Genomic DNA, 22776 nt, shown 5'->3' with positions numbered 1-22776 from the left:
GTACATCAAGGGGTGTGCGGGTCCGTACCGGGTGCCCGCTCGGGAAGGCACTACCTATGAAGATCGTGTTCCTGCTGCACAACGCCTACGCGGTCGGCGGCACCGTACGCACCACGCTCAACCTCGCCGCCGCGCTCACCGAGCACGGCGGGCACGAGGTGGAGATCGTGTCGATGTCGCGGCACCGGGAGAGCCCGAGGTTCGCCGTCGACCCGCGGATCACCCTCGTACCGCTGGTGGACACCCGGGCCGACGGCGCGGACACCCGGCAGGCCGCGTACGCGGAGCCCTCGCGGGACTTCCCCGCCGCCGAGAAGCGGTACAAGCAGTACTCGCTCCTGCACGACCAGCGGGTCCGCGGCTACCTGGAGGAGCGGTGCGACGCGGACGTCGTCATCGGCACCCGGCCCGGCATCAACGTCTACCTCGCCAAGTGGGGCCCGCGGCGGGCGCTGCGGATCGGGCAGGAGCACCTGCGCCACGACGCGCACTCCAAGAAGCTGCGCACCGAACTCGCCCGCCACTACCGGCGGCTCGACGCGCTCGTGACGATGACGGAGGCGGACGCGGCCGTGTACCGGGCGCGGGTGCCGCTGCCCGGGGTGCGGGTGCTGTCCGTGCCGAACATCGTGCCGCCCGCGTCGGTCCCGGCATCGGACGGCTCGTCGAAGGTCGTCGCGGCGGCGGGGCGGCTCGCCCCCGGCAAACGCTACGACCTGCTCCTGGAGGCGTTCGCCGAGGTGGCCGCGCGGGTGCCGGAGTGGGAGCTGCGGATCTACGGCGGCGGCGCGCAGGAACCGCGTCTGCGGGCGCTCATCGAGCGGCTCGGCCTGGCCGGGCGGGCCCGGCTGATGGGCACGGTGTCGCCGATCGAGCCGGAGTTCGCGAAGGCGGCGCTCGTGGTGAGCGCCTCCGACGCCGAGTCGTTCGGGATGACGCTGGTCGAGGCGATGCGCTGCGCGGTGCCCGTGATCAGCACGGACGCGCCGCTCGGCCCCGCCGAGATCATCACCGACGGCGTCGACGGACGGCTCGTCCCGGTCGGCAGCGCCGACGCGCTCGCCGAGGCGATGACCGAGCTGATCGGGGACGCGGCGACCCGCGAGAGGATGGGCGCGGCGGCGCTCGCCTCGGCACACCGGTTCGATCCTGAGCCCATTGTGGCGCGATATCACACCCTTTTCGCGGAACTCAGGGCCTCCCGATTCCGTCGAGCAGGACGACGGTTCCGTGCCCGGGCCACCAACTGGGCGCGCAGGAAGGTCCGCTCGCTGCGTGCCACGTGGCCGGGCGGCCGAGGGGGGACTTCGCATGACGGCCGACGCAGCCGCGCCCATGGCACCGCGCAGCCCGGACGTTCCTGAGGTGCGGACGCGGGGCACCCTGAGCGTCCGGCCCGCCGCGCCACCGGGGACGTCCGCCGCCGCACCGGGCGGGCGCCGGGGGGCGGCGCTGCGGTCCGTGCGGGGCGGCGACTGGCTGGCGGTCGTCGCCGTCCTGTACCTCCTGGCGCAACTCGCGTTCGTCGTGTTCCGGCTGGGGCACGGGCTCGGCTGGGACGAGTCCGTGTACGTGTCGCAGTACGACCCCCGCAACCCGACGGTCTTCTTCAGCGCCCCGCGCTCGCGCGGCACCAGCCTGCTCACGGCGCCGCTGATCGCGGTGACCGACTCCCCCGTCGCCCTCCGCATCGCCCTCGCGGTGCTGTCGTCGGCCGCGCTGTACGCCGCGTTCCGCGTGTGGCGGCCGCTGGTCGGGGCGCGGACGACGGCGTTCGCGGCGCTGCTCTTCGCCGGGCTGTGGACCGCCGTCCTCTCCGGCGCGATGGCCATGCCGAACCTATGGGTGGCGTTCGGCTCGGTCGGCGCCGTCGGCTGGTTCCTGCGCGCCGACGGCAGCGGCACGGGCATGGGTACGGGTACGGGTACAAGTACGGGTACCAGCATTGGCACCGGCCAAGGTACCGGCCAAGGCACCAGCAAGGGCCGGTACTGGTGGCTCGCGGGCTGCGTCGCCGTGGTCGCCCTGTTCCGGGCGCCGGACGCGGCCTGGCTGGTGCTGCCCCTCGGCGTCGCCGCGCTGCTGATGCGCGGGCGGCGACGCACCCTGCCGTACCTGGCGGCGGGCCTCGTCGCGGGTCTCGTCCAGTGGGTCGTGGAGGCGTACGTGCGCTGGGGCGGCGTGCCCGAGCGGCTGCGCGTGTCCAGCGCCACCGAGGGCGACATGGGCCTGCACTGGAACGTCGGCACGGCCTGGCACGCGGTCAACGGCCCGCTGCTGTGCCGCCCCTGCACCGCGGGCAGCCCGGCCCACCCCGAACTCGCCCTGTGGTGGCTCGCCCTGCCGCTGCTCGTGGTGGCGGCCGTGGTCGTCGCGCTGCGCGGGCGCCGTCCCGCGCCGATCCTCGTCCCGGTCGCCTGCGCCGCCGCGCTCTCGGTCCCCTACCTCCTGCTCATCGGCTACTCGGCGCCGCGCTTCCTGCTGCCCACGTACGCGCTGCTCTCGCTGCCGGTGGCGGTGCTGCTGCGCCGGATCCGGCGCCGCCGGGCCCTCGCGGTCACGGCCGTCGCCCTGGTCGTGCTCCAGCTGGGCTCACAGCTCGCCGTGCTGCACCACGAGGCCGGCTCGGCGGCGCGCACGAACGCCCGCTACGTCGCCGCCGCCGACGGCCTGCGCGCGCTCGGCCTCACACCGCCGTGCCTGGTGACGGGCCCGCGCGCGCTGCCCGTCGGCTACGCGGCCGGCTGCGCGTCGGCGCAGACGCACGGCAACAACGCGTCCATGACCCGCGCGGAGCTGCTGCGCCGCGCCGCCGAGGTGCCGACGGCCGTCCTCACCGCGCGCGGGCACCGGCCCCCGAAGTACGCCAGGGACTGGACCCCGTACGAGCTGCCGCACACCCGCGGCTGGACGGCGTGGAAGGCACCGGCGCGGGACCGGCCCTGAGGAGCTGGGACCTATTCGGCCCGCAGCGCCGCGAGCCGCTCCTCGAACGGGGTCACCTCGAACCCGTCCGCCGGGTCCACCGACGTGATCGCCCCCGTCAGCGAACGGGGCGCGATCGCGGCGGCGGTGTCCACGTCCGGCGCCGCGTCGGCGGCGGCCGGGCCCATGAACCGGGCCAGTTCCGCGCCCGCCCGCTGGATGCGCCGCTCCAGGCCCTCCTCGCCCCAGTCCTCCGACGCCGCGAACACGGCGGTCGGCAGGACGAGCGCGCGCAGGTAGGTGAAGAGCGGCCGCAGCGCGTGCTCGGTGACCAGCGAGTGCCGGGCCGTGCCGCCGGTCGCGGCGATCAGGACCGGCTTGCCGGTCAGCGCGTCCTTGTCGATCACGTCGAAGAACGACTTGAACAGGCCGCTGTACGACGCCGCGAACACCGGGGTGACCGCGATCAGGCCGTCCGCCGCGGCCACCGCGTCGAGCGCGGCGGCCAGGCGGGCGGGCGGGAATCCCGTCACGAAATGCTGGGCGATCTCCGTGGCGAGGTCGCGCAACTCGACGACCTCGACCTCGGCCTCGGCGCCGCCGGCCTGCCGCACGGTCGCGGCCGCCAGCCGGTCGGCGAGCAACCGGGTGGAGGAGGGCGAGCTGAGCCCCGCCGAGACGACGACGAGCTTCACTTCGTGCTCCCTTCGGCGACGGTGGCCTCCGTGCGGGCGGCGACGCGGGCCGCGTGGGTGGGTGCGTCCGGGACGTTCGCCGGGCGCAGGTTGGCGAACTCCTTGCGCAGCACCGGCACGACCTCCTCGCCGAGCAGGTCGAGCTGTTCGAGGACGGTCTTCAGCGGCAGGCCCGCGTGGTCCATCAGGAACAGCTGGCGCTGGTAGTCGCCGACGACGTCCCGGAAGGACAGGGTCCGCTCGATGACCTCCTGCGGCGAGCCGACGGTCAGCGGCGTCTGCGAGGTGAACTCCTCGAGGGACGGGCCGTGGCCGTAGACCGGCGCGTTGTCGAAGTACGGGCGGAACTCGCGCACCGCGTCCTGCGAGTTCTTCCGCATGAACACCTGGCCGCCGAGGCCGACGATGGCCTGCTCCGGGGTGCCGTGCCCGTAGTGGGCGTAGCGCTGGCGGTACAGGTTCACCATCTGCTTGGTGTGGCTGGCGGGCCAGAAGATGTTGTTGTGGAAGAAGCCGTCGCCGTAGTACGCGGCCTGCTCGGCGATCTCGGGCGAGCGGATCGAGCCGTGCCAGACGAACGGCGCGACGCCGTCCAGCGGGCGCGGGGTCGAGGTGAAGGACTGGAGCGGCGTACGGAACTTGCCCTTCCAGGTGACGACGTCCTCGTCCCACAGGCGGCGCAGGAGCGCGTAGTTCTCGACGGCGAGGTCGATGCCGTCCCGGATGTCCTTGCCGAACCAGGGGTAGACCGGGCCCGTGTTGCCGCGGCCCATCATCACGTCGACGCGGCCCTCCGCGACGTGCTGGAGCATCGCGAAGTCCTCGGCGATCTTCACCGGGTCGTTCGTGGTGATCAGCGTGGTGGAGGTGGAGAGGATCAGGTTCTCCGTGCGCGCGGCGATGTAGCCGAGCATGGTCGTCGGCGAGGACGGCACGAACGGCGGGTTGTGGTGCTCCCCGGTCGCGAAGACGTCCAGACCGACCTCCTCGGCCTTCTGCGCGATGGCGAGCATCGCCTTGATGCGCTCGTGCTCGCTCGGCGCGCGTCCGGTGGTCGGGTCGACCGTGACGTCGCCGACGGTGAAGATTCCGAACTGCATGATGCTCACCCTTCCCGGGTTTTTGTTGACTGTTCAACTATACCCCGGAACGGATGTGCCGTCTGACCTATTCCCGGCCCTGGTGGTCTTCGTTCACTGCTGGTGCGGGTGGCGTCCGGTCGCCGCGAGCAGCGCCGCGAGCAGCGACGCGAGCAGCCGTCGAACGGGGAGGTATCGGCCCCCGCCGCAGCGGGCTTCTCTCGGAACCTCGTACGGCCGGCCCGTGGCCCGTGCCTGGTGTTCCCGGCGACGGACATGGCGGCGATCGTCGGGGTCGGCCCCAAGTGGTGCGTCCTGCGCTACCGCTTCCACGAGGGGGTGCTGGAGACGCCGCTGCGCACGCGGATTACGGCGGAGGCGGCGGGTCCGACTGGGCCGCACACGCGGATTCCGGCGGAGGCGGCGGGGTCGACTGGGCCGCGCTCGCCGCCGACCTCGGCTACGCGGACCAGGCACACCTGGTCCGCGACTTCACTGCGACGGTGGGCGTCCCGCCGACGGCGTACCCGACCTCGTAGAGCCGGTTCCTACTGCTCGCGGTGGACCTTCGAGTTGGACGCCTGGGCGCGCGGCCGGACCACGAGGAGGTCGATGTTGACGTGACTGGGGCGGGTGACCGCCCAGGTGATCGTGTCCGCGACGTCGTCGGCGGTGAGCGGCTCGGCGACGCCCGCGTACACCTTCGCCGCCTTCTCCTGGTCCCCGCCGAACCGGGTCAGCGCGAACTCCTCCGTCTTCACCATGCCGGGCGCCACCTCGATGACCCGGACCGGCGTGCCGACGATCTCCAGGCGCAGCGTCTCCGCGAGGACGTGCTCGGCGTGCTTGGCCGCCACGTAGCCGGCGCCGCCCTCGTAGGTGCTGAACCCGGCGGTCGAGGAGAGGACGACGACCGTGCCGTCTCCGGACGCGGTGAGCGCGGGGAGCAGGGCCTGCGTGATGTTGAGGGTGCCGATGACGTTCGTCTCGTACATCTGCCGCCACTGCTCCGGGTCGCCGGTGGCCACGGGGTCCGCGCCGAGCGCGCCGCCCGCGTTGTTCACCAGGACGCCGACCGTCTTGAACGCGGTGGCGAACTCGTCGACCGCCGCCCGGTCGGTGATGTCCATGGCGTACGCGGTGGCCTGCTGCCCGGCGCCGTTGATCTCCTCGGCCAGCGCCTCGATACGGTCCTTGCGGCGGGCCGTCAGCACCACCCGGTACCCGGCCGCGGCCAGCTGCCGCGCGGTGGCGGCGCCGATACCGCTGCTCGCGCCGGTGACGACGGCGATACGGGAAGACGCGGCGGGGGCCATGAGCTACTCCTCGAACGACTGGGCGACGGGACTGCCGCCCAGCGTACGTGGCGAAGATCGCCGGGTCAGTCGCTCCTCGGCGCGTACATGATCACCGCCATTCCGGCCAGGCAGATCAGGGCGCCGACCACGTCCCACCGGGTCGGCCGGTACCCGTCCGCGACCATGCCCCACGCGATCGAGCCCGCCACGAAGACCCCGCCGTACGCGGCCAGGATCCGCCCGAACTCGGCGTCCGGCTGCAACGTGGCCACGAACCCGTAGAGCCCGAGCGCGATCACCCCGCCCCCGATCCACGCCCACCCCCGCTGCTCCCGCACCCCCTGCCACACCAGCCACGCACCCCCGATCTCGAAGAGCGCGGCAAGCACGAACAACAACACGGAACGAGCGACGATCATGCGGGCCAGGGTGCCATGCGGGCCGGAGACCGGGGGCGCGCACCGTGCTCCGGCGCTCCCCCCTCGAACGGGTGACGCCGATCGATTGCGTGCGCGGCAGGGGAACGGGCTGGCTAGGTTCGCGCCAGAAGGACCGCACACAGTGCGACCCCCGGCACGGGATTGCCCTCCCGGCCGGGGGCCTGACCATCAAGGAAGAAGAGAGCTTCCCCATGGCTGCACGCGAGCCTAGCGCTCACCAGTTCACATTCGACGAGGCGCTCGACCTCGAACCATCCGGCGCGTCGGCGCCCGGGTTCATGGACCTGGAGGTGCCCGAGTATGCGTACATGTTCGGGTTCTTGCAGATGGACGGACACCTGGCGGCGGGAACCGGTCAGAAGGGCCGACTCACGGCCGAGATCAACGTAAGGGACATCGAAATCCTGCGTCAGTTCCAGCAGTTGACGCCCTACCACAGCAGCATCACGGAGCGAGTTCGCGCGACCAACTTCGCCGCTTCACACCACTCGGCGACCTGGACGCTTTGCGCCTTGGAGGCACGCACGACGCTCAACGGGCTGGGGCTGCCCTACGGTCGCAAGTCGAAGCAGGTCACGCCCCCACGCGTCCCGTTCTCACGGCGCGACTACCTGCGAGGGGTCATCGACGCGGACGGCTCCGTCGGCTACACGAGTCGCGGCTTCCCCTTCGTCTCGCTCACCACGCATAGCACCGCCATCGCCGCCTACCTCTGCTTCTACGCGAAGAAGATCACCGAGGTCCAGCGCCTTCCGAAACGCAACACCCGCGACGGCATCTACAACATCCTGTTCGCGATGGAGGCGGGCCAGAAGCTCGGCGCCCACCTCTACTACCCCGGCTGTCTGGCCCTGCATCGCAAACAAACGGCCGCCGATTCCCTGGCCGCCTGGACCCGTCCTGCCGACATGAGGGCCGCGCACACGGCACGTCGCTGGAAGGAATGGGAAGACCGGGTACTCCTGCGGCACAACGACGCGGTCTCCGCCGCCGAGGAGCTGGGCCGCACACAGAAGAGCTGCCATCTACGCCTGTGGAGTCTGCGCAGCGGCAAGATCCCGATGCCGGAGTGACGCTCGGGGCCCGAGTCGGCGACGACTCGGGCTCCTCACGGACTCAGCCCTTCACGCAGACGACCTGCTTCAGCTTGGCCACGACCTCCACCAGGTCCCGCTGCTGGTCGATGACCTGCTCGATCGGCTTGTACGCGCCCGGGATCTCGTCCACGACGCCGGAGTCCTTGCGGCACTCCACACCCCGCGTCTGCTCCTCCAGGTCCCGCGTCGAGAAGCGCCGCTTCGCCGCGTTCCGGCTCATCTTGCGGCCGGCGCCGTGCGAGGCGGAGTTGAAGGACGCCGCGTTGCCGAGGCCCTTCACGATGTACGAACCCGTGCCCATCGAGCCCGGGATGATCCCGTACTCGCCCGAGCCCGCGCGGATCGCTCCCTTACGGGTGACCAGCAGGTCCATCCCGTCGTAGCGCTCCTCGCTCACGTAGTTGTGGTGCGCGCTGATCTCCGGCTCGAAGGTCACCTTCGCCTTCTTGAACTCCCGCCGGACCACGTCCTTGAAGAGCGCCATCATGATCGACCGGTTGTACTTCGCGTACTCCTGCGCCCAGAACAGGTCGTTGCGGTACGCCGCCATCTGCGGGGTCTCCGAGATGAAGACGGCCAGGTCGCGGTCGACCAGGTTCTGGTTGTGCGGCAGCTTCTGCGCGACGCCGATGTGGTGGTCGGCCAGCTCCTTGCCGACGTTGCGGGATCCGGAGTGCAGCATGAGCCAGACCACCCCCTCAGAATCGAACGTAACTTCGAGGAAGTGGTTGCCCCCGCCAAGCGTCCCTATCTGCTTGCGCGCCCGCCCCTCCCGGAACTTCACCGCATCGGCGACGCCCCCGAACCGCCCCCAGAAGTCGTCCCAGCCCGCTGTCCCGAAGCCGTGCAGGCGGGTCGGGTCGACCGGGTCGTCGTGCATGCCGCGGCCGACCGGGATGGCCTGTTCGATCTTGGAGCGGAGGCGGGAGAGGTCGCCGGGGAGGTCGTTCGCGGTGAGGGAGGTCTTCACCGCGCTCATGCCGCAGCCGATGTCGACCCCGACCGCCGCCGGGCACACGGCCCCCCGCATCGCGATCACCGAGCCGACCGTGGCGCCCTTGCCGTAGTGGACGTCGGGCATGACGGCCAGGCCCTTGATCCAGGGCAGGGTCGCGACATTGCGGAGCTGCTGCATCGCCGCGTCCTCGACGGACGCCGGGTCCGCCCACATCCGGATGGGGACCTTCACCCCCGGTACCTCTACGTACGACATGAAATCCCCCGAAAGGTGATGAAGCCTGCTGAACTCCACCGAATTTGGCTGAAGTTCTTTGAAGTTCGGAAACGCAGATACCGGAGCCAAGGTCTACGAAACGGTCGCCGGACCGGCGTCCACGGCAGTGCGTGCGATAGACATTGTCATCATCGGCCGCCTCGTCGCGGCAACCGATTAACCAGGCGCAACCCGCCGAGAGGAGCCCTTACGGTGCAGCGGAAGTCGTACGCGTACGTGCCGGGCGTCGCCGTACTCCTGACGGCACTGCTCGCCGGGTGCTCAGGGGGCTCCGGCTCCGACGACAGCGCGGGCGACTCCAAGCCGGGCGGCCTGAGCGCCACCGCGTCGTCGGCCAAGCCCGGCAAGTACCGGACGCTGCCCGAGCCGTGCGCCCAGCCCGACCAGGGGATGCTGGACGCGATGCTGCCCGGCATCAAGGAGCTGCCGGACGAGCAGACGCGGGAGAAGGCGTACGAGGGCACGGCGACGGCCACGTACGACACGGCCCGCCGGGCCGGGTGCGGCTGGAAGGACCAGTCGGCGACGGGCGGCACGCACCGGCTCACGCTCGACTTCGAGCGGGTCGTCTCCTACGACGCCGCGGTCAGCGACGACGCGCGCGCCGAGGACGTGTTCGCGGCGAAGGTGGCGAAGGCGGGGGTGCCCGCGGCGGCGCCGACCGGTTCCGTCACGCCGTCGAACAGCACGGGCGCGAGCGCGAGCAATGGCGACGGGGGCGACGACGGCGACGGTGACGGGAAGTCCTCGCCCGGTGCGGAGACCGGCTCCGGCTCCGGCGGCGACACCGCCTCGCCCTCCTCCCCCGCCTCCGCCGCCGAGCTCCAGCCGCGCATGCTCGAAGGGCTCGGCGACGAGGCCTTCATCGACGACGAGCTGTCGGGCCCGCTGGCGTCCCGGAGCCGGACGGTGACTGTGGTGTTCCGCACGTCGAACGCCTTGGTGACCGTCCAGTACGTGGCCCAGCCGGCGACCCCCGGAGAGGCCCCCGACAGCAAGGAATCGCAGGACAGGGCGCAGGAACTGGCCCAGAAGCTGGTCGGGAAATTCGACGAGTAGGGCGGCCGCGGGGAGCGCCGGGGCTCCGGTGAAGTCGAGGCGTGCGGGGTGGCCACGGCGTACGGTGGCCCATCGGACCCGGGTTCGTGGCGGCGCTGTGAAGAAAGCCGCCGTGTTTCCGGGACCGTGCTCCAGCCGGCGTCCCCATGTAGAGGAACCATGCACCGTCCGACCAAGCGACTCACCCGCATACTCACCTGCGCAGCCGCCGTGCCGGCGGTTCTCCTCGCGGCAGGCTGCTCCTCCGACTCCGGTTCCGACTCCGGAGGCAAGGCGGACAAGGCGGCCGACGCGTCCTCGGCGACGTCCTCCGCCTCGACGGCCGGGGACGCGGCGAAGAAGGTCGCCCCGGTGACGTACAAGGCGCTGCCGCAGGCCTGCTCGGCGCTGTCGAAGAAGACGCTCGGTGAGCTGGTCCCGAAGGGCGACAGCAAGGCGGGCGCGTCGGACGACGAGTCGACGCGGGCCAACTGCTCCTGGTCGAGCCTGGACAACAACGGCGTCAAGGGCTCCCAGTTCCGCTGGCTTAATGTCTCGATGGTCCGTTTTGAGTCGGATCTGAACCGGGGCAGCGGCGACAAGCTGGCCACGGAGTACTACTCGAAGCAGGTCAAGGACGCGCAGGCGACCGAGGGCGCGAAGGGCGTGAAGACCGCGCCGGTGGCGGGCGCGGGCGACGAGGCGACGCTGGTGCGCTTCGACAGCACGTACAAGGAAAAGAAGAAGAAGGACGTCACGTCCCGGCAGCAGACGGTCGTCTCGCGCGTGGACAACGTCGTGGTGACCGTCCACTACAACGGTTCGGGTCTCGCCGGTGAGAAGACGCCGGCCGCGGACGGCCTGGTGAAGGACGCGGAGAAGGCGGCCAAGGAGGTCGTCGCCTCGGTGGTGGACTCGAAGGCGAAGGCCGGGTCCTCGTCGTCGCCGTCGGCTTCTTCCTCGTCCTCCTCGTCGGCGAAGCCGAAGGCGTCCGCCTCGGCCTCCGCCTCGAAGAAGGCCGACGACAAGGACAACTAGGCGTCGTTGTAAGCGGTTTGAGGAGCCCGGCCCCTTTTGGGCGCCGGGCTCCGGGCGTACCGGCCCACGGCAGGCCGCACACGTGTGCCAGTCTGTTGGGCGCAACAAGCCGAACTGGGAGGGGAACTGGAGTGGCCGCGCCACTGAAGCTGACACGGACGCACCGGATACTCATCGGTCTGGTGGTGGCCGGTGCGGTCGTCATCGCGGGGATCGGTTTCGCCGGTTCCTACGCGGCCGTCCGCGAGCTGGCCCTGGAGAAGGGGTTCGGGAACTTCGCCTACGTCTTCCCGATCGGCATCGACGCGGGCATCTGTGTGCTGCTCGCTCTCGACCTCCTGCTGACCTGGATCCGGATCCCGTTCCCGCTCCTGCGGCAGACGGCGTGGCTGCTGACCGCCGCGACGATCGCGTTCAACGGTGCCGCCGCCTGGCCGGACCCGCTCGGCACCGGCATGCACGCCGTCATCCCCATCCTGTTCGTCGTCGCGGTCGAGGCGGCGCGGCACGCGATCGGGCGGATCGCGGACATCACCGCCGACAAGCACATGGAGGGCGTGCGCATCACGCGCTGGCTGCTCTCCCCGCTGCCCACGTTCCTGCTGTGGCGCCGGATGAAGCTGTGGGAGCTGCGCTCCTACGACGCCGTGATCAAGCTGGAGCAGGAGCGCCTCGTCTACCAGGCGCGGCTGCGCTCCCGCTTCGGCCGGGCGTGGCGGCGCAAGGCCCCGGTGGAGTCGCTGATGCCGTTGCGTCTCGCGCGGTACGGGGTGCCGCTGGCCGAGACCGCACCGGCCGGGCTCGCCGCCGCCGGGATCGAGCCGCAGCTGCTGCCTCCGGCGCCGGTCGCGGCGCGGGGCGGCCGGGAGTCCGTGCCCGAGCTGGAGCCGTCGGCGGCGTCGGCGGGCGCGGCGGCGGGTGCCGAGGGGGCGGGTGCCGAGGTGGCGGGTGCCGAGGTGGCCTCCGCGGAAGCGCCGAGCCAGTGGTTCGCGGCGCCGCGCGAGGTGGCGTACCAGGGTGATTACGACCCGGACTTCGAGCCGCCCACGTTCGTGCCCGAGCAGGAGCACCAGGACTGGTACGAGGAGCAGCCGCAGCAGATCCCGGTGCCGCGGCCCCGTGCGGCGGAGCCGCAGCCCGCGCAGCCCGCGCCCGAGCCGGAGTTCCCGGTGCCGAACGGGGCCGGCGGGACGCGTCCGCTCGGCGACGGCGCGCAGGACGCGGTGGCCGCCGCGCCCACCGAGGAGGACCTGTACCGGGTCTACCGGCAGGGCATACAGGGTGAGGGGGTTCCGTCGCCGGGGACGTTCGCCGCGGACGTCGAGGACTCGTTCGGCATCCGGCTCCAGCCGCGTGACGTGAACCGGTACGCGGAGCAGTTCGAGGCCCGTTACAGCGCGGAGCTGATGGAGGACCACATCGCCTGAGCCCCGGCACGGGCGTACGAGGAAGGGGCGGCACCGGAGAGATCCGGTGCCGCCCCTTCCCGTTCGCCGGGTTACGCCCCGAGCAGCGTCCGCACCCGCTCGGCGCCGACCGCGAGCAGCAGCGTGGGCAGGCGCGGGCCGGTGTCGCGGCCCACGAGCAGGTGGTAGAGCAGCGCGAAGAAGGTGCGCTGGGCGACCTTGATCTCGGCGGGCAGTTCCTTGGCGGTGGCGTCGGCGGGGAAGCCCGCCTGCACCTTCGGGACGCCGTAGACGAGGTGGGTCAGGCCGTCGAGCGACCAGTGCGAGTCCAGGCCGTCCAGGAGCAGGGCGAGGGACTTGCGGCTCTCCTCGTCGAGCGCGGCGAGCGCCTCCGTGTCCGGCTCGGAGCGGACGATGGTGCGGGACTCGGCGGGCACGTACTTGGAGATCCAGGTCTCGGCCTTGTCGAGCCGGGGCCGGACCACGGACAGGTCCGTGACCGGGTTCTCCGGGTCGAGTTCGGCGAGGATGCGCAGCGTCTGCCGCTCGTCCCCGGCCGTCACGTCGGCGACGGAGGCCAGCGTGCGGTAGGGCAGGGGGCGTTCGGTGCGCGGCAGTTCACCGGCTGCGGTGCCGACGGCGCGGCTGTACGCGGCCGCGTCGGCGGGCAGCACGGAGCCGTCCGCCACCTTTCCGGCGAGCTTGTCCCACTCGTCGTAGAGGCGCTGGATCTCCTGGTCGAAGGCGATCTTGAAGGACTGGTTGGGGCGGCGGCGGGCGTAGAGCCAGCGCAGGATCTGCGGCTCCATGATCTCCAGGGCGTCACCGGGGGTCGGGACGCCGCCCTTGCTGGACGACATCTTCGCCATGCCGCTGATGCCGACGAACGCGTACATCGGGCCGATCGGCTGTTCGCCCCCGAAGATCGACACGATCTGGCCGCCGACCTGGAACGACGAGCCCGGCGAGGAGTGGTCGACGCCGGACGGCTCGAAGATCACGCCCTCGTACGCCCAGCGCATCGGCCAGTCGACCTTCCACACGAGCTTGCCGCGGTTGAACTCGCTCAGCCGGACGATCTCGGTGTAGCCGTCGAGGGTGCAGGTGTAGGCCAGCTCGGTGCTCTCGTCGTCGTACGAGGTGACCGTGGTGAGGTCCTTGCCGCACTGGCCGCAGAACGGCTTGTACGGGTAGTAGCCGCCCGCGCCGCCGCTGCCGTCGTCCTCGGACGCGGCGCCGGAGCCCTCGGCGGCCTCGACCTCGGCCTCGTCCTTCGGCTTCTGCTGCTGCTTGGCCGGGGCCTTCTTGGTGCGGTACTGGGCGAGGATCGCGTCGATGTCGCCGCGGTGCTTCATGGCGTGCAGGATCTGCTCGCGGTAGGCGCCGGACGTGTACTGCGCGGTCTGGCTGATCCCGTCGAACTCGACGCCCATCTCGCCGAGCGCCTCGACCATGGCGGCCTTGAAGTGCTCGGCCCAGTTCGGGTACGCGGAGCCGGCCGGGGCCGGGACCGAGGTCAGCGGCTTGCCGATGTGCTCGGCCCAGGAGGTGTCCGTGCCGGGCACGCCGTTCGGGACCTTGCGGTAGCGGTCGTAGTCGTCCCAGGAGATCAGGTGCCGCACCTCGTGGCCGCGGCGGCGGATCTCGTCGGCGACCAGGTGCGGGGTCATGACCTCGCGCAGGTTGCCCAGGTGGATCGGGCCCGACGGGGAGAGGCCGGAGGCGACGACGACCGGTTTGCCCGGGGCACGACGCTCGGACTCGGCGATCACTTCGTCCGCGTAGCGCGACACCCAGTCGGCCTGCTGGGCGCTCGGAGCGCTGCTGTCAGCCACGGTCGGCACGTCCTTCTCTCCTTGTTCCGTACGTCCTCCGTCGTGGAGGCCCGCCGTCCATTGTCACCCCCGGCGGTTCCTGCCAAAAAACGGTTAAGGCAGCCGTACAACCCCGGGGGCCCCACGGGTGTCCTCACTGCGTGATCACAGACAGATTCCGCGCGGGGCTGCGCCTGGGGGCCGCCGGGCTCTCCATAGCCCTGCCGTCGGCTTGCCTCGTCCTCGCGGCGCCTGCCGCCGAAGCCGCCGTGACCTGCGGCGACACCACGTTCAAGAGGACGTTCTACAGCAACACCACCTTCTCCGGGACACCGAGGAAGACGGACTGCGACACCACCATCGACCAGAAGTGGACCGGCGCGCCGCTCTCCGGGATGGCCGCGAACAACTTCTCGGTGCGTTTCTCGCTCACCCGTGACTTCGGTTCGGGCGGCTGCTTCCTCTACCGGCTCGCCGGTACGGACGGTCTGCGGCTCTACGTGGACAACGTCCGCAAGGTGAACAAGTGGGCGAACACCGGTGACAGCGGCAACAGCGTCCCGGGCACGTTCTGCGTCGGCTCGGGCAAGCACACCGTCCGTGTCGACCACGCGAACTGGTCCGGGCTCTCCCGGGTCAAGTTCACCTGGCCCCCCTCGTCGGACAGCAAGGCACCGCTGGCCCCGACCGGCATCACCACCTCGTACTCCACGTCGACCGGCAAGGCGTCCGCCCGCTGGACGAAGAACCGCGAGCTGGACATCGCCCGCTACCGGGTCTCGGTGGAGACCCCCGGGTCGGGGGTGTCGGGGTGGAACACCACCGGCACCACCGCCTCGTACACGCTGCCGAAGGACGGGCGGAAGTACCGGTTCTGCGTCCAGGCCGTCGACAAGTGGACGAACTACGGCAAGAGCGCCTGCGGCCCGTACGTCACGCCGCCGGACAAGACGGCCCCGCCGGTCCCCGACGTGCGCGCCTCCGACGTCACGGTCTCGAAGGAGCTCGGCAAGCCGCGCGTCAGCGTGTGGCTGGGCCAGGTGCAGCCGGTCGACGGTCCGCTCTTCACGCTGTGGCGCGCCACGGCCGCGGCGGGCCCGTTCACCCAGGTCGCCACCTTGGACCTGCGCAAGATGCCGCATGAGCAGTACCTGTACGACAGGACGCCCAGCGAGGCGAAGACGTACTACTACGCGGCCTCTGCGACCGACGCCGCGGGCAACACCTCGAAGCGCACCACGCCCGTCAAGGTGAGCGTTCCGGACACGACGGCGCCGTTCGCGGTATCGGCTCTCACGGCCACGGCCGACACCGACACGAACGTGCTGACGTGGGACACCTCGTCCGACGGCGCCGTGCGCTGGCAGGTCTACGGCACGGACACAGACGCGGCCCCGGCGCTGCTCGGCACCGCGACGGCCGTCGAGTACCGGGACACCACGGCGAAGCCGGGCGTGCGGCGCACGTACACGGTGTACGCGTTCGACGCGGCGGGGAACCGGTCGAGGCCGGCGACCGTCACGGCGACGCGCCAGGTCGCCCCCGCGATGCCGGTGTCGCTGCGGCCCGACGCGCAGGGCCGCCCCGAGCTGCACATCAGGGTCGCGGCGGACAACGACCACAGCGGCGGCTTCAAGGTCTGGTCGGGCTCCAGCGCGTCCACGGTGCGCACCAACCCGCGCGCCTGCGCCCCGCAGGAGATCTTCCGGACCTCGCTGTACGTCGAGTACTCCTGCACGCTCACCGACTTCGGCGGCTCGTCTGACAGCTACGTCACGGTCGTCGCCGTCGCCGGGAACGGTGCGATGTCGAGCTACGCGAAGGCGGTGCGCTACGACGACACCGTCGCGCCGCCGACCCCCGCCGCGTTCACCGCGACCCCCGAGGCGTGGGGCACGACCCTGCGCTGGCAGGCCCCCGCCGTCGCCGACCTGGGCTCCTACTGGCTGCGCGCCGGCCGCCCCGAGACGGCCGATGGCGTGCGGACCTGCGCGGGCGGGGACTGGGCGGACCTCGAGAGCGACGCCACGTCCTACCAGGACACCGAGGGCCTGCCGGACGGCGAGGAGCGCTGCTGGGAGCTGTACGCCGTGGACGGCTCGAACAACTACAGCGAGCCGGTCACGGTCTACGCGGCCGAGCAGGACACCCGCCCCGCCGAGGCGACCGCGCCGGGCTCCCCGCTGACCCGCCTGTTCGCCGCGGAGAACGCCGGTGACACGGTCCTGAACTGGGACATGCTCGACGGCGCCACCGGCTACCGGGTCTACCGCTGGGACCGGGCGGCGGGCGCCTACGAGCGGATCGCCGAGGGCCCGATGCAGAACCCGTACGCGGAGGAGTTCCGGCACTTCCGTGACGAGGACGCCCCGTCCGGCACCGCCGCCTACTACCGCGTGAGCGCGGTGTTCGCGGACGGCACCGAGTCGGCCCCGGCCCTCGCGGCGGTGGCGCTGGCGCCCGCGTCCTGACGTGGTGGACCGCGGGGGCGGGCGGAATCCATGCGACCGCCCGTTCGCCCCCGTGGGAGACTGGACGCGGTTCAGGACTCAGTACACCTGACCCCTGAGCCCGGTCTCCTGACACCTACGAGCGGAACGGCATCAACTCCATGGCCTCGGTCACGTCCCTCACGTCCTCCGTCCACCAGCGTCTCGCCGACGCCCTCAGCGCCGCCCTCCCCGGGGCCGGTGCGGGCGCGGACCCGCTGCTGCGACGTAGCGACCGGGCCGACTACCAGGCCAACGGGATCCTGGCCCTCGCCAAGAAGGCGAAGGCGAACCCGCGGGAGCTGGCCACCCAGGTCGTGGAGAAGATCGTCAACGGTGACCTCCTGGCCGACGTCGAGGTCTCCGGGCCCGGCTTCCTGAACGTGACGGTCACCGACCGCGCGATCACCGAGACCCTCGCCGCCCGCGCCGCCGACGGCGACCGGCTCGGCGTGCCCCTGAAGGAGAACCCGGGCACGACGGTCATCGACTACGCGCAGCCGAACGTGGCGAAGGAGATGCACGTCGGGCACCTGCGCTCGGCGGTCATCGGCGACGCGCTGCGCGGGATGCTCGACTTCACGGGCGAGAAGACGATCGGCCGCCACCACATCGGCGACTGGGGCACCCAGTTCGGCATGCTCATCCAGTACCTGATCGAGCACCCGGGCGAGCTGGCCCCGGCCGACGAGGTCGACGGCCAGCAGGCCATGTCGAACCTGAACCGGATCTACAAGGCGTCGCGCGCGGTCTTCGACTCCGACGAGCAGTTCAAGGAGCGGGCCCGCAAGCGGGTCGTCGCGCTCCAGAGCGGCGACAAGGAGACGCTCGACCTGTGGCAGCGGTTCGTCGACGAGTCGAAGGTCTACTTCTACTCGGTCTTCGAGAAGCTCGACATGGAGATCCGCGACGACGAGATCGTCGGCGAGTCGGCGTACAACGACATGATGCCGGAGACGGCGCGGCTCCTGGAGGAGTCCGGTGTCGCGGTGCGCTCCGAGGGCGCGCTCGTCGTGTTCTTCGACGAGATCCGCGGCAAGGACGGCGAGCGGGTGCCGCTGATCGTGCAGAAGGCGGACGGCGGCTTCGGCTACGCGGCCTCCGACCTCTCGGCGATCCGCAACCGCGTCAAGGACCTGGCCGCGACGACGCTGCTCTACGTCGTGGACGTCCGGCAGTCGCTGCACTTCAAGATGGTCTTCGAGGCGGCCCGCCGGATGGGCTGGCTCGGCGACGACGTCACCGCGCACAACATGGGCTACGGCACCGTTCTCGGCGCGGACGGCAAGCCGTTCAAGACCCGTGCGGGCGAGACCGTCCGCCTGGAGGACCTCCTCGACGAGGCCGCCGAGCGGGCCACGGCCGTGGTGCGGGAGAAGGCCGAGAGGATCGGCCTGTCCGAGGAGGAGATCGTCGAGAACGGACGCTTCGTCGGGATCGGCGCCGTGAAGTACGCGGACCTGTCGACGTCGGCGAACCGGGACTACAAGTTCGACCTGGACCAGATGGTGTCGCTGAACGGCGACACGAGCGTGTACCTGCAGTACGCGTACGCCCGGATCAAGTCGATCCTGCGCAAGTCCGAGGGCGACACCCCGGCCGCCCACCCGGAGCTGACGCTCGCCCCGGCCGAGCGCGCCCTCGGCCTGCACCTGGACGCGTTCGGCGACCTCGTCTACGAGGCGTCGGCCGAGTACGCGCCGCACAAGCTGGCCGCGTACCTGTACCAGCTGGCGTCGCTGTTCACGACGTTCTACGACCAGTGCCCGGTGATCAAGCCGCGCCCGGAGCAGGAGGTCGTGGAGAACCGGCTGTTCCTGTGCGACCTGACGGCCCGGACGCTGCACCAGGGCATGGCCCTGCTCGGCATCCGGACCCCCGAGCGCCTCTGAGCAGCTAGCGCTGCGGAGCGTCTAGCCCTTCAGGGCGCGGCCGAGCCGCCGCAGTCCCTCCGCGATCTCCTCCGGTTCCTGCGTCACGAAGCAGAGCCGGAGGGTCGTGGAGTCGGCGCCCGCGATGTGGAACGGGTCGCCGGGCACGTACGCCACCTCGTACGCGACCGCCTTGCTCAGCAGGGCGGTCGAGTCGTATCCGCCGGTGCCCGGCAGCCGGGCCCACAGGAACATGCCGCCCTCCGGCCGGGTCCACGTCGACCCCTCCGGCAGCGCGTCCGCGATGCCCGCGAGCATCGCGTCGCGGCGTGCGGCGTACACGGCGGCGACCTTCGCGACGTGCGCGTCCAGGTCGCGCTCCGCGAGGTAGCGGGCGGCGGCGAGCTGGTTGACGGTCGGGGTGTGCAGGTCGGCGGCCTGTTTGGCGACGGCGCAGGCGCGGCGCAGCACGGCCGGTGCGCGCAGCCAGCCCAGACGCAGGCCCGGCGCCATGACCTTGGAGAACGAGCCGAGCAGGACGGTGCGGTCGCGGGCGTCCTCGTACGTGGCGATCCAGGGCACCCGCGCGCCCTCGAAGCGGAGTTCGCCGTACGGGTCGTCCTCGACGATCCACAGTCCGCGCCGCGCGGCGACCCGCGCGACGGCGGCGCGGCGTCCGGCGGGCAGGGTGCGCCCGGTCGGGTTCTGGAACGTGGGCACCGTGTAGAGGAGCTTCGGCCGGTGCTCGGCGGCGAGCGCGTCGAGGGCGTCGGGGTCGATGCCGTCGGCGTCGCAGGGGACGGGGACGATGTGGGCGCCCGCGAAGCCGAAGGTCTGGAGGGCGGCCAGGTAACAGGGGTTCTCGACGAGGACGGTGTCGCCGGGTTCGATCAGGGCGGTCGCGAGGAGGGACAGCGCCTGCTGGGAGCCGGTGGTGATCAGCAGGTCGTCGGCGGTGGTGGGCAGCGAGCGCGCGGTGGTGCGGGCGGCGAGCGCCTCGCGCAGCGCGGGTTCGCCCTCGGTGGTGGAGTACTGGAGCGCGCGCCGCGGGTCGGCGGCGAGGACGTGCGCGAACGCGGCCGCGATGCCGTCCGCGTCGAAGAGTTCGGGCGCCGGGAGGCCGCCGGCGAAGTTGATGACCTCGGGGCGGGCGGTGACCGCCAGGATGTCCCGGATCGGGGAGCCGCCGACGGTGGCGACGCGGGCGGCCAACTCGGCGGGGGGCACGGGCGTGGTGACGGTCATGGGCGCGGGTCCTTCCGGGCGGGCGGCGGTTGTCCGGAACCCTAGAGAGGTAGATGCCCTGTGCACCTGCCGTTTCGGGATACGGACGCGGACCGGTCGCCCGCTACGGGCGTCCGGGCTCAACCGGCGCTCTGCTCCTCCCTCTTGATCCACTCGTTGGTGCCGAGCGGGTAGTCGTAGCCGGGGCGGCCGGTGTCGGCGCTGGTGCGGAACGGGGTGCCTGCGTTGTCGATGTGGACGGTGCCGCGGCGGCTGCCGCTGGACCACTCCAGGCTGAGGTCCCAGCGGACGTCGCGGGTCGAGGTGTGCGCGGTGATGTAGAAGACCTCGGGGTCGGACTCGCTGACCTTGTACGGGAAGTCGCGCTGCCCGTTCTTGCCGCGCGCGTCCGGGCTTCCCGCGTCCAGGTTCACGTCGAACGACTTGGTCCCGACGCCGCCGCCGCAGCCGACGCCCATCGAGTAGTCGTTCCAGGCCAGCGGGGCGTTGCTGCTGACGACGCGGACGTGCAGCGCCTCCAGGACGACGGTGTCCCGGCCGGTGCCCTGCACGGTCAGCGCCACCCGCTGTTCTCCCGACGAGACCGCGCCGTACGCCGCCGCCCAGCGGGTCGCATCCTGCTCGGAGGCTGGCGGGCCGACCTGCGCCGGTTCGCTGTCGACGAGGAAGTGCTGGCTGCACGGGCTCTCGTAGACGTAGGGGCGGGTGGCGACGGTGAACGGCGTGCCGGTGGCTCCGCCGTCGGCTCCGCCGGTGGTGCGGGAAGGGGCGGCGGGCGGGGCGCCCGTGTGCGCGGAGGCGGAGACGGAGGCGGACGGATCGGCGGGCGCCGAGGCCGACGTGGAGCGCGACGGGGACGTGGACGGCCCCTTCGACGGGCTCCGGTCGTCGGAGCCCCGCTCCCCGGCGGCCGTGGCCCCGACGGCCCGCGTCGCCCCGCCGTCCCCGTCGCCCCCGTCGCCTCCGGGCCGCAGGTTCACGGTGAGCGCGACGGCCCCGAGCACAGCGGCGACGGCGATCCCGGCGATGAGCGCGGTGCGTCCGCGGCGGGACCGGGGGCGGGACTCGGCGGCGCCGGGAAGACCGGCGGGGAGATCGACGGGAAGACCGACGGGAAGATCGACGGGGTCGGACGCCTCACCGGACGGCGCTGTGGGCGCCTCCGTCACCGCCTCGGCCGGTACCGGGCTCGCCTTCCGCCCCCGCCCCGCGTCCGCCAGGATCCACCCGCGATGCAGCTCGACCAGTTCCTGCGGGGACGCCTTGCACAGCCGGGCGAGGCGCTCCACCGGGGCGTAGTCCGTCGGTACGGCCGTGCCGTTGCAGTAGCGGTGCAGCGTCGACGTGCTCATGTGCAGGCGTTTGGCCAGCGTGCCGTAGCTGAGCCCCGAGCGGTCCTTCAGCCCCCGCAGCAGTGTCGCGAAGGCGTCCGCGCTGTCCGCCGGCAGATCCCCTGACACCCGTTCCTCCGTTCCCCCGCGTCCCGCCCAGGCGTTCCAGGCAGTCCGCATTTCCCCAGGTCAGAGCCTGTTCCAGCGTTCCAGTGTCCCGTATCGCCGGTGGATCGTGGCGGCCGGGACGGATCGCCGCACAAGCTCTGGTCATCCAAGCACCACACCCACCGCAGCACCGAAGGGGACCGCCAGCATGTCCAGCATCCGTACCTCCCGTACCCGTCGAGTCCGTCGTGCCCGTCTCGCCACCGCCGCCGCGACCGTCGCGTTCGCGGCGTTCGCACTGACCGCGTGCAACGACGGCGCGGGCGTCGAGGACGAGGGCGCGCCGGCCGGTTCGAGCACGTCCTCGACCCCGGGCGGCACCGCCTCCCCCCTCACGGACGCGAAGCCGGCCGCTTCCGGTTCGAAGCCCACGGCGTCGGCACCGGCCACCTCGGCGCCGGCCGCCTCGGACCCCACGCGGCGCCCGGCGGCGAAGCCGACCCCCGACGCCGCCGCCCCGAAGCCGGCCGCGTCCCGGCCCGCCTCCACCAAGCGCGCGGTCTGCGACGGCTCCAACACCCGCACCACCGCGGCCCCGGTCAACCGCCCCGTGAACCACATGCTCCTCACGGTCACCAACACCGGCTCCACCGGCTGCGACCTCTACTACTACCCGGCGGTCCGGTTCGGCGAGGCGCAGTCCGTGCCGCCGGTCATCGAGGACTCGCAGCCGCAGGCCGTGGTCTCCCTGGAGCCGGGCCAGTCCGGCTACGCGGGCGTCACCCTCTCCGCGACCGACGACAGCGGCGCCAACGGCTACTGGGCGAAGTCCCTCGCGGTCCACTTCGCGGGCCCGAAGGGCCTCTCCGACTACGACGGAAAGTCCGCGCGGCCCGCGCTCCCCGCGAAGGGCGTCTGGGTGGACGACACCCTGAAGGTCACGTACTGGCAGACGGAGATGGACGCCGCGCTGATGTGGTGACGCCGCTGCCGCGAGGGGCTGAAAAACTGCCCCTCATGCACTACGTAGACGAACTGGCGGCCCGCGCCCGTGTCCTGGCGGTGACAGGCTCCCGCCGTGTGCTCGGCATCGCGGGGCCGCCCGGCGCGGGCAAGTCCACGCTGGCGGAGGCGGTCGTGGAGGCCCTGGGCGGTCTCGCGGTCCTGGTCCCGAGGGACGGCTTCCACCTGGCCGACGCGGAGTTGGACCGGCTCGGCCGCGCCGATCGCAAGGGCGCGCCGGACACGTTCGACGCGTACGGCTACGCGGCGCTGCTCGCCCGTCTGCGCACTCCGCGCGCCGGGGAGACGGTCTACGCCCCGTCCTTCGAGCGCGAGCTGGAACAGCCCTTGGCGGGCGCCCTGCCGGTGGCGCCCGAGACCCCGTTGGTCGTGACGGAGGGCAACTACCTCCTCCTGGACGAGGCGCCCTGGTCCACGGCGGTGCGTCCGTCGCTGGACGAGGTGTGGTGGGTGGCGGTGGACGAGGCCCTGCGCGTGGAGCGCCTGATCGCCCGCCACGTCGCGTTCGGCAAGTCCCCGTCGGACGCCCGCGCCTGGGTCCTCCGCTCGGACGAGACGAACGCCCGCCGTGTGGCCTCCGGCCAGGGGCGGGCGGACGTGGTCGTGGACCTGGACAAGGGGACGGTGGTCACCCGGTGACCGTGC

18 protein-coding genes and 1 pseudogene are annotated in these 22776 nt (G+C 71.9%); 11 read left to right on the top strand and 8 right to left on the bottom strand.

What is annotated here, in order from left to right; all coding sequences use genetic code 11:
• The first annotated feature begins 56 nt into the window (after nt 1–56).
• Nucleotides 57–1364, top strand: coding sequence for a glycosyltransferase family 4 protein (locus C1N81_RS26580; protein ID WP_394433198.1), 1308 nt, complete (start codon nt 57–59; stop codon nt 1362–1364).
• Nucleotides 1312–2946, top strand: a complete 1635-nt coding sequence (locus C1N81_RS26575; protein ID WP_394433196.1) for a hypothetical protein — start codon at nt 1312–1314, stop codon at nt 2944–2946. Before C1N81_RS26580 ends, C1N81_RS26575 begins: the two co-directional genes overlap by 53 nt.
• 11 nt (nt 2947–2957) lie before the next feature.
• Here C1N81_RS26575 and C1N81_RS26570 read toward each other — a convergent pair whose 3' ends face one another.
• Nucleotides 2958–3620: an FMN reductase gene (locus tag C1N81_RS26570; protein ID WP_394433194.1), complete on the bottom strand. Its 663-nt coding sequence runs from the start codon at nt 3618–3620 to the stop codon at nt 2958–2960.
• Complete coding sequence (locus C1N81_RS26565) at nt 3617–4720, bottom strand: LLM class flavin-dependent oxidoreductase (protein WP_394433192.1); 1104 nt, start codon at nt 4718–4720, stop codon at nt 3617–3619. Before C1N81_RS26565 ends, C1N81_RS26570 begins: the two co-directional genes overlap by 4 nt.
• Before the next feature lie 392 nt (nt 4721–5112).
• Between C1N81_RS26565 and C1N81_RS26560 the strand changes: the two are divergent.
• Nucleotides 5113–5238 (top strand): annotated as a pseudogene (locus tag C1N81_RS26560) (AraC family transcriptional regulator); the annotation flags it as partial.
• A gap of 9 nt (nt 5239–5247) precedes the next feature.
• Here the strand turns inward: C1N81_RS26560 and C1N81_RS26555 are convergent.
• A complete protein-coding gene (locus tag C1N81_RS26555; RefSeq protein WP_394433190.1) occupies nt 5248–6015 on the bottom strand; it encodes an SDR family NAD(P)-dependent oxidoreductase in 768 nt (255 codons plus the stop codon).
• 65 nt (nt 6016–6080) lie between these two features.
• Nucleotides 6081–6416 carry a YnfA family protein gene (locus C1N81_RS26550; protein ID WP_394433188.1) on the bottom strand — a complete coding sequence of 112 codons (336 nt, stop codon included), beginning with the start codon at nt 6414–6416 and terminating at the stop codon, nt 6081–6083.
• Between the two features lie 212 nt (nt 6417–6628).
• On the opposite strand from C1N81_RS26550, the gene C1N81_RS26545 reads away from it, so the two are divergent.
• Nucleotides 6629–7510 carry a hypothetical protein gene (locus C1N81_RS26545; RefSeq protein ID WP_394438245.1) on the top strand — a complete coding sequence of 294 codons (882 nt, stop codon included), beginning with the start codon at nt 6629–6631 and terminating at the stop codon, nt 7508–7510.
• 43 nt (nt 7511–7553) lie between these two features.
• Here the strand turns inward: C1N81_RS26545 and C1N81_RS26540 are convergent, their stop codons facing one another.
• Nucleotides 7554–8747, bottom strand: a complete 1194-nt coding sequence (locus C1N81_RS26540) for an RtcB family protein (protein WP_394433186.1) — start codon at nt 8745–8747, stop codon at nt 7554–7556.
• A 213-nt stretch (nt 8748–8960) separates the two neighbouring features.
• Between C1N81_RS26540 and C1N81_RS26535 the strand changes: the two genes are divergently transcribed.
• The 3 genes from C1N81_RS26535 to C1N81_RS26525 all read left to right on the top strand — a co-directional run bounded on the left by C1N81_RS26535 (nt 8961) and on the right by C1N81_RS26525 (nt 12271).
• Nucleotides 8961–9827 carry a DUF3558 domain-containing protein gene (locus C1N81_RS26535; protein ID WP_394433184.1) on the top strand — a complete coding sequence of 289 codons (867 nt, stop codon included), beginning with the start codon at nt 8961–8963 and terminating at the stop codon, nt 9825–9827.
• 159 nt (nt 9828–9986) lie between these two features.
• Nucleotides 9987–10844: a DUF3558 domain-containing protein gene (locus tag C1N81_RS26530; RefSeq protein WP_394433182.1), complete on the top strand. Its 858-nt coding sequence runs from the start codon at nt 9987–9989 to the stop codon at nt 10842–10844.
• 131 nt (nt 10845–10975) lie between these two features.
• A complete protein-coding gene (locus C1N81_RS26525) occupies nt 10976–12271 on the top strand; it encodes a DUF2637 domain-containing protein (protein WP_394433180.1) in 1296 nt (431 codons plus the stop codon).
• A 71-nt stretch (nt 12272–12342) separates the two neighbouring features.
• Here the strand turns inward: C1N81_RS26525 and lysS are convergent, their stop codons facing one another.
• Complete coding sequence (lysS, locus tag C1N81_RS26520; RefSeq protein WP_394433178.1) at nt 12343–14094, bottom strand: lysine--tRNA ligase; 1752 nt, start codon at nt 14092–14094, stop codon at nt 12343–12345.
• Nucleotides 14095–14225: 131 nt separating this feature from the next.
• Between lysS and C1N81_RS26515 the strand changes: the two genes are divergently transcribed.
• Complete coding sequence (locus C1N81_RS26515; protein ID WP_394433176.1) at nt 14226–16535, top strand: hypothetical protein; 2310 nt, start codon at nt 14226–14228, stop codon at nt 16533–16535.
• Between the two features lie 140 nt (nt 16536–16675).
• Complete coding sequence (gene argS, locus C1N81_RS26510; protein ID WP_394433174.1) at nt 16676–18445, top strand: arginine--tRNA ligase; 1770 nt, start codon at nt 16676–16678, stop codon at nt 18443–18445.
• A 21-nt stretch (nt 18446–18466) separates the two neighbouring features.
• Here the strand turns inward: argS and C1N81_RS26505 are convergent, their stop codons facing one another.
• Together C1N81_RS26505 and C1N81_RS26500 are read right to left on the bottom strand one after the other, a co-directional pair.
• The gene (locus C1N81_RS26505; protein ID WP_394433172.1) at nt 18467–19669 is read right to left on the bottom strand and encodes an aminotransferase-like domain-containing protein; all 1203 of its coding nucleotides are present in this window, start codon (nt 19667–19669) and stop codon (nt 18467–18469) included.
• A gap of 119 nt (nt 19670–19788) precedes the next feature.
• Nucleotides 19789–21129, bottom strand: coding sequence for a helix-turn-helix domain-containing protein (locus tag C1N81_RS26500; protein WP_394433170.1), 1341 nt, complete (start codon nt 21127–21129; stop codon nt 19789–19791).
• 187 nt (nt 21130–21316) lie between these two features.
• Between C1N81_RS26500 and C1N81_RS26495 the strand changes: the two genes are divergently transcribed.
• On the top strand, nt 21317–22090 hold the full coding sequence (locus C1N81_RS26495) for a DUF4232 domain-containing protein (RefSeq protein WP_394433168.1): 774 nt from the start codon (nt 21317–21319) through the stop codon (nt 22088–22090).
• A gap of 35 nt (nt 22091–22125) precedes the next feature.
• Nucleotides 22126–22770, top strand: coding sequence for a nucleoside/nucleotide kinase family protein (locus tag C1N81_RS26490; RefSeq protein ID WP_394433166.1), 645 nt, complete (start codon nt 22126–22128; stop codon nt 22768–22770).
• The last annotated feature ends 6 nt before the right edge of the window (nt 22771–22776 follow it).

It is taken from the genome of Streptomyces sp. SGAir0957 (genome assembly GCF_043523415.1).
Note: the sequence above shows the minus strand (reverse complement) of the source record. Positions and strands in the feature narration are given on the sequence as shown.

Bases quoted from the DNA above. Each gene is read 5' to 3' on its own strand.
- C1N81_RS26580 (WP_394433198.1), top strand. From the start codon at position 57: ATGAAGATCGTGTTCCTGCTGCACAACGCCTACGCGGTCGGCGGCACC.
- C1N81_RS26575 (WP_394433196.1), top strand. From the start codon at position 1,312: ATGACGGCCGACGCAGCCGCGCCCATGGCACCGCGCAGCCCGGACGTT.
- C1N81_RS26565 (WP_394433192.1), bottom strand. From the start codon at position 4,720: ATGCAGTTCGGAATCTTCACCGTCGGCGACGTCACGGTCGACCCGACC.
- C1N81_RS26555 (WP_394433190.1), bottom strand. From the start codon at position 6,015: ATGGCCCCCGCCGCGTCTTCCCGTATCGCCGTCGTCACCGGCGCGAGC.
- C1N81_RS26550 (WP_394433188.1), bottom strand. From the start codon at position 6,416: ATGATCGTCGCTCGTTCCGTGTTGTTGTTCGTGCTTGCCGCGCTCTTC.
- C1N81_RS26545 (WP_394438245.1), top strand. From the start codon at position 6,629: ATGGCTGCACGCGAGCCTAGCGCTCACCAGTTCACATTCGACGAGGCG.
- C1N81_RS26540 (WP_394433186.1), bottom strand. From the start codon at position 8,747: ATGTCGTACGTAGAGGTACCGGGGGTGAAGGTCCCCATCCGGATGTGG.
- C1N81_RS26530 (WP_394433182.1), top strand. From the start codon at position 9,987: ATGCACCGTCCGACCAAGCGACTCACCCGCATACTCACCTGCGCAGCC.
- argS (WP_394433174.1), top strand. From the start codon at position 16,676: ATGGCCTCGGTCACGTCCCTCACGTCCTCCGTCCACCAGCGTCTCGCC.
- C1N81_RS26505 (WP_394433172.1), bottom strand. From the start codon at position 19,669: ATGACCGTCACCACGCCCGTGCCCCCCGCCGAGTTGGCCGCCCGCGTC.
- C1N81_RS26495 (WP_394433168.1), top strand. From the start codon at position 21,317: ATGTCCAGCATCCGTACCTCCCGTACCCGTCGAGTCCGTCGTGCCCGT.
- C1N81_RS26490 (WP_394433166.1), top strand. From the start codon at position 22,126: ATGCACTACGTAGACGAACTGGCGGCCCGCGCCCGTGTCCTGGCGGTG.